Origin of the sequence: Oribacterium sp. C9 (genome assembly GCF_002007235.1) — a bacterium.
Classification (GTDB): domain Bacteria; phylum Bacillota; class Clostridia; order Lachnospirales; family Lachnospiraceae; genus Oribacterium.
Genome location: NZ_MUHW01000064.1, coordinates 1 through 1,541 on the forward strand (window position 1 = coordinate 1; position 1,541 = coordinate 1,541).

At 42.7% G+C, this 1,541-nt stretch carries 1 protein-coding gene; it reads left to right on the top strand.

The annotated features are described in order from the left end of the window. Positions 1-106: 106 nt before the first annotated feature. The gene (locus BXO88_RS16145) at positions 107-1,381 is read left to right on the top strand and encodes an ISL3 family transposase (RefSeq protein ID WP_078038748.1); all 1,275 of its coding nucleotides are present in this window, start codon (positions 107-109) and stop codon (positions 1,379-1,381) included. Positions 1,382-1,541: the final 160 nt, after the last annotated feature.

Here is a 1,541-nt window from a genome sequence, read left to right on the forward strand (position 1 = left end):
GGCCTTTCGTCATTTATAGTGGGTAACCCCACCATTGCTAATTGATTAAATTTAAAAGTTTCTGCTATCCTTGATATATCAACCAGCCACACAAGGAGGATGTATCATGGATAATAAGGATCTGTTCACTGCGGCACTTCAACTTGAATATCCCTGGAAGGTATCAAATGTTGAGTTTCTTCCAGATGAAGATGATCCAAAAGAAATGACTCTTCATATCACCATTGCTTTTGAGCGTGGAGCTAAGTTCGTTTTCTACTATGAGGACGGATCTGCATGGACAGATTCATCCGGCAAACCTATAGAAATGACCGCTCATGATACTGCCGACAGAACATGGCGGCATCTGAACTTCTTCCAGTATAAAACGTATATCCATGCGAAGATGCCTAAAGTCAGCGATGGTGAAGGTCAATGCCCTACAGTTAGAGCTCCGTGGGCACGAAAGAACTCTGGGTTCACATTGCTCTTTGAAGCATGGGTAATGGAACTTGCAAAACATCTTCCGGTATCTGTCGTGGCCAAGCTTGTCGGAGTCCGTGATAATCGTTTGTGGCGCTTTATAAAGCGTTACGTTGATGCTGCCAGAGAACTCGAAGACTATTCCGAGGTCGATAGCATCGGCATGGACGAAACCAGTAAAAAAGGCCATAACTATGTCACGGTAATGGTTGATCTCGCAGGTCGAAAAGTAATCTTTACGACTGAAGGTAAGGACCATACCACGGTCGACAAGTTTGTCGAAGATTTCAAGCAACATAATGGTGATCCGGCTAAAGTAAAGCTCGTTACCTGTGATATGTCTTTAGGCTTCCGGAAAGGCGTCAGAGATAACTTTCCTAACAGCAATACCATCATCGATAAGTTCCATGTCATAAAGCATGCCAATGATGCTGTAGATACAATCCGCAAGCAGGAATGCAAGACCAATGAACTCCTAAAGGGAACCAAGTACCTTTGGCTTAAAAACGATGTCAACCTTACGGATGAACAGGCTGCATGGAAATGCGAACTTATGAAGTCATCCAAACACTTAAAAACCGGAAGAGCTTACTCGATGCGAGTAACACTGCAGGATATTTACGAGCATTGCTTGTCACGTAAAGAAGCAGAGCCAAAGCTTAAAAAGCTATGTTCATGGTTGATACGTTCTCGTTTGAAACCAATGAAGGAACTGTGCGGCTTAATCCGTGATCATTGGGATGAAATACTGAATTACTTCGAGTACCGCATTACAAATGCAATTCTTGAAGGAATGAACAGTATCATCCAAAACATCAAACGCCGGGCACGCGGCTTCAGGAATAACGAGTACTTTGAGACTATGATATACCTGAATTGTAGCAAGCTCGATATTGATGCAGTTATAGCAAATGCGTAACAGAGTTAAACATTGATTCCTTAGGTACCCTTTAGTTGTGTGGCATATGTATGTCAAGGGTTTCCACGAAGTGGAGCAAAGCTCCCTTGACATGCATATGTCACGCAACTAAACTTCCGAAAAAGAATCAATGGTTACCCACTATTTTTGACGAATAACC